The sequence below is a fragment of the Streptomyces sp. NPDC058955 genome, assembly GCF_042741435.1.
GTDB lineage: Bacteria > Actinomycetota > Actinomycetes > Streptomycetales > Streptomycetaceae > Streptomyces.
Map to the genome: position 1 here is coordinate 40,101 of NZ_JBHYKM010000063.1, position 4,014 is coordinate 44,114.

General features: G+C 73.4%; 2 protein-coding genes. Both read right to left on the reverse strand.

All coding sequences use genetic code 11. The features are described from left to right. Nucleotides 1-98: 98 nt before the first annotated feature. Complete coding sequence (locus tag ACFW1I_RS23115) at nucleotides 99-2,282, reverse strand: putative bifunctional diguanylate cyclase/phosphodiesterase (RefSeq protein WP_384672968.1); 2,184 nt, start codon at nucleotides 2,280-2,282, stop codon at nucleotides 99-101. Next, complete coding sequence (locus ACFW1I_RS23120) at nucleotides 2,279-3,091, reverse strand: SAM-dependent methyltransferase (RefSeq protein ID WP_384672970.1); 813 nt, start codon at nucleotides 3,089-3,091, stop codon at nucleotides 2,279-2,281. Before ACFW1I_RS23120 ends, ACFW1I_RS23115 begins: the two co-directional genes overlap by 4 nt. Nucleotides 3,092-4,014 lie beyond the last annotated feature (923 nt).

Consider the following 4,014-nt stretch of genomic DNA (forward strand, 5'->3'; position numbering starts at 1 on the left):
CACACCATCAAAACTCCCCTTCCACACCCCCCCCCCCCCGGCCTCCCCGGTGGGCGCCCGGTACCCCTGCCGCCCGCCCCCCACACGCGCGTGCGCGCTCACACCGCGTCGGCGAGGACCAGGGAGTGGATGCGGTCCGGGGCGCCGGGGCGGGCGTAGTACCAGCCCTGCGCGGTGTCGCAGCCGAGTTCGCGGAGGCGTTCGGCCTGGGCCGCGGTCTCGACGCCCTCGACGGTGACGGCGAGTTCGAGGCTGTGGGCCAGCGAGACGATGCCTTCGACGATCTTCAGGTCGACGGGGTCCACCGGGTGCTGCTGCATGCCGCGGGTGAAGGAGCGGTCGAGCTTGAGGACGCTGACCGGGAGGCGGCGCAGGTTGGCCAGGTTGGAGTAGCCGGTACCGAAGTCGTCGAGGGCGATGTCGACGCCCATCTCGGCGAGTTGGCGCAGCGGTTTGAGCAGGTCCTCGTCGGCGCCGATCAGCGCGGACTCGGTGACCTCCAGGCAGAGCGCGCCCGGCGCGAGCCCGGCGCGTTCCAGGACGTCGACGGTGTCGGCGACCAGCCGCGGGTGGTGGAGCTGGGTCGGGGACAGGTTGACGTTGATCCGCAGCGGGGCGCCGGTGCCGGGATTGTCGAGCTGCCAGGAGCGGGCCTGCCGGACGGCCTCCTGGAGGACCCAGCGGCCCAGCGGCACGATGAGCCCGGTGTCCTCGGCGAGCGGGATGAAGCGGTCCGGGCCGAGGACGCCGTGCTGGGGGTGGCTCCAGCGGACGAGGGCCTCGGCGCCGTGGACGCTGCCGTCGTCGAGGTGGACGAGCGGCTGGTACTCGATGAAGAACTCGCCGCGCTCCAGGGCGGTCGGCAGGGCGGTGGTGAGGCCGTGCCGGGTGATGGCGCGGGCGTCGGCCTCGGGGTCGGCCAGCTCGAAGCGGTTGCCGCCCGCGGACTTGGCCCGGTACATGGTGATGTCGGCGCTGCGCAGCACCTCGGCGGCGGTCCGCTCGCCGGCCGGTCCCTCGACGACGCCGAGGCTGCCGCGCACGGTGAGTTCGCGGCCGTCGACGCCGACCGGGGTGGCGAGGGCGGCGAGGATGCGGTCGGCGAGCGCGGTGGCGTCCCGCGCGCCGCCGGCGGCGGGGCCGGTGGTGAGGGCGACGAACTCGTCGCCGCCGAGCCGGGCGACCATCTCGCCGGGGCCGGTGGCGCACGCCTGGAGCCGGTCGGCGACCTCGACGAGCAGCCGGTCGCCGACGGAGTGGCCGAGGCTGTCGTTGATGGCCTTGAAGCCGTCCAGGTCCAGGTAGCAGAGGCCGAAGCGGCTCTCCTCGCCGGCCGCGCCGGGGGCCAGCGCCTTCTCCAGGCGCTCGAAGAAGAGCGTCCGGTTGGGCAGTCCGGTGAGGGCGTCGTGGGTGGCCTCGTACCGCAGGCGCAGGTGGAGCAGGCGGCGTTCGGTGATGTCCTCCATCAGCGCCAGCTGGTACTGGGGCAGGCCCTGGGCGTCGCGGAGCAGCGAGACGGTGAGGTTGGTCCACAGGACCGTGCCGTCGCTGCGGTAGTAAGGCTTCTCCACCCGGTACTGCTCGCGCTCGCCGCGCACCAGTTCCTCGTAGAGCCGCCAGACGTGCGGCCCGTCCTCGGGGTGCACCCACTCGCTGACGTTGCGGCTGCGGACCTGTGCCTCGACGCCGCCGAACATGCGGGTCATGGTGTCGTTGATCTCGACGATCCGCCCGTCGAGGTCGGCGATGCCGATGCCGATGGCGGCCCCGTCGAAGACGGCCCGGAAGCGGCTCTCGGTGGCGTGCAGGGCGATCTCGGCGGCGCTGCGGGCGGAGAGCGCGGAGCGGGCGATGGCCTCCTGCTCGGCGCGGGTCCGCTCGCGCAGGGCCTGGGCGTAGCCGGTGGCCATGGCGTGCTGGAGGCGGGCGCAGCGGGCCCGCAGCTCCTCGGCGGTGAGCTCGGGGTCCGTACCGCAGTAGAGCACCAGGTAGGAGTCGACGACGCCGAGGCTGCGGCCGAGCGCGTCCGGGTCGGTGCAGTGGGCGTCGACCAGGCCGGCGCCGGCCCGCTGGGCGGGGGCGGTGTCGAAGGGCCGGGCGAGCAGCGCGTCGCACAGCAGGCGGGCGAGCGGGAGGAGGTGGCCCTCGAACTCGGTGCGGGTGAGGGAGGTGGCGGTCACCGGGAAGATGGCCCGGCCCCAGATGGTGACGAACCGCCTGAGTCTGTCCTCCGGGCCGTCGGCTTCCGCGGTGTTGCCGGACGGCTGCGACGGCACCTTCACGCCTTGCGCCCCACACCTGCGAACCCGGAGAAGGCGTACGGATCCTCCTCTTCGGCCGGGGAGTCCGGCCGCCAGAGGGGCATCGCGACGAGCCCGGGATCGACGAGCTCGGTGCCCTCGAAGAAGCGGGCGATCTCCTCCCGGGAGCGCATCACCAGCGGGCTGCGGGTGGTGCGGTACACCTCGACGGTGCCGCCGGCGCGTTCCTCGTCCACCGGGATGCCCTCGTACGAGGCGTGGGTGACGACCAGGAGGCTGCCGGGGGCGAGCGCGTCGAGGAGTTCGGCGACGGCGTCCTCCGGGTGGTCGTCGTCCTCCAGGAAGTGCAGGACGGCGACGAGCAGCAGGGCGACCGGCCGGTCGAGGTCGAGCAGGGCGGCGACCTCGGGGCTGCGCAGGATGTCGGCCGGCTTGCGGAGGTCGGCGGGGACGACGGCGACTCCGTCGACGCCCTCCAGGACGGCCCGGCTGTGGGCGACGGCCACCGGGTCGTGGTCGACGTAGACGACCCGGGCGGCGGGGTCGGCGGCCCGGGCGACCTCGTGCACGTTGCCGAAGGTCGGTATGCCGGAGCCGATGTCGAGGAACTGGGTGACGTCGTTGTCGACGGCGAAGCGGACGGCGCGGCGCATGAACGCCCGGTTCGCCTGCATGATCTTGGGGAGGCCCGGCATGAACTCCATGGCCTTGCGGGCAGCTTCCCGGTCCACTTCGAAATTGTGCGAGCCGCCCAGATAGAAGTCGTACATACGGGACACGCTCGGCACCGAAATGTCGATACCCGGCGGAGCCCAGGCGGGACGCTCCATCAATGTCTCCAACAAGTCGCCATGGGGGATGCGGCCCGGTGTTCGCGGCCGTGTTCGAGGTGAGGCTACTGATCGCCCGCCGAGAGAGCGAGTGGAAACGGAAATTAGCGGTCCGTTCTTGGTCACACGCCTTTGGCACGTGCGCGCGGAACGAAGAGTTCACGCCTTCAGGTCGTGCACATTCACGTGCATCTGATCGTGCGTCGGGCCTTCGACCGCCCGCGTCACGGCAGTTGCGCGGCCTCCGCGCCGCCCGTACCTCGGCGGTCGGCCCGGCGGGCGCCGACCGGCGGACCGCAATCCGCCGAAGGACCGGCGGACCGGCAGGGCGACAACCGGACAGTTCTTCCGAACGGTCCCCGTCCTGACCCCCGTCGGCCATTTTCTCCCCCGCTCCGCACCGGAAACGTCAAATCGCGCAACGTGAGAACCCCACCATCCGGGGAATCCGGCCGCATTCGGGCCCTGGTTCGGCGTCCATGTGTTCAAGCTCTTCGGCGTGTCTCTGTACGGATCACCCCTCACGCGGTCGCTGGCGGCCGCCGCACTGGTGTGGCTGCTCGCCGCGCCCGCGCCGGCGGCCGCCGACTCCTGCGCCTACGCCACGGCCGGGCCGGACGGCTCGCACACCTCCGTGGCGGTCATCGGCCCGGGCGCGTGCTCGCCGTCCCCGCAACCCGTCCCGCCGGTCCCGACGAAACCCCCCGGCGTACACCCCGCGCCGAAGCCGCCGACGAAACCTCCCGGCGTGCGCCCCGTACCGAAGCCGCCCACGAAGCCGCCCGTCGTCCACCCCGTCCCGAAGCCGCCGCCGGCGCCCGCCCCCGCGCGGCCGCCCGCCGCCACCCCGGCACCGCGGCCGGCCCCGACCCCGTCCCCGGCCCCGCCCCCCCCACAACACCCCCACCCCCCCCCCCCCCCCC